The following is a 361-nucleotide window of genomic DNA, read 5'->3' as shown; positions in this document are numbered from 1 at the left end:
ACCTCATTCACTCCTGTTTGTTTTAAGAATTCCGAAGTTTTTTGCTTTACGCTTTCTTTACTTCCAATAAACGCATACTTAAACATGCGCTGGAAAGCAGGATTTGAAGCAAGTTCTTTAAGTTCCGGGGTCATTTCAACCGGGGGTTGCATGTAATCAATATTTCCCGTCATTACTCCCAGCATCATTCTTATTAAAGTAGTGGATATCTTTTCGGCTTCTGCAACTGTATCGGCAGCGATCACATTAATACAACCTATTGTGTATGGCTTGTCCAGATATTTTGAAGGTTGAAATTTGTTGTAGTAAATATTCAAGGCTTCGAACAGTTGCGCCGGAGCAAAATGACTGGCAAAAGCAT

The 361-nt window shown here is 39.3% G+C and carries 1 protein-coding gene; it reads right to left on the bottom strand.

The features are described from left to right. Positions 1–361: LLM class oxidoreductase (locus HC175_RS20910; protein ID WP_479685255.1), on the bottom strand; the 361-nt coding region annotated here is incomplete at both ends.

The organism is Salinimicrobium oceani (assembly GCF_012037645.1).
This window is presented reverse-complemented; position numbering and strand designations above follow the sequence as displayed.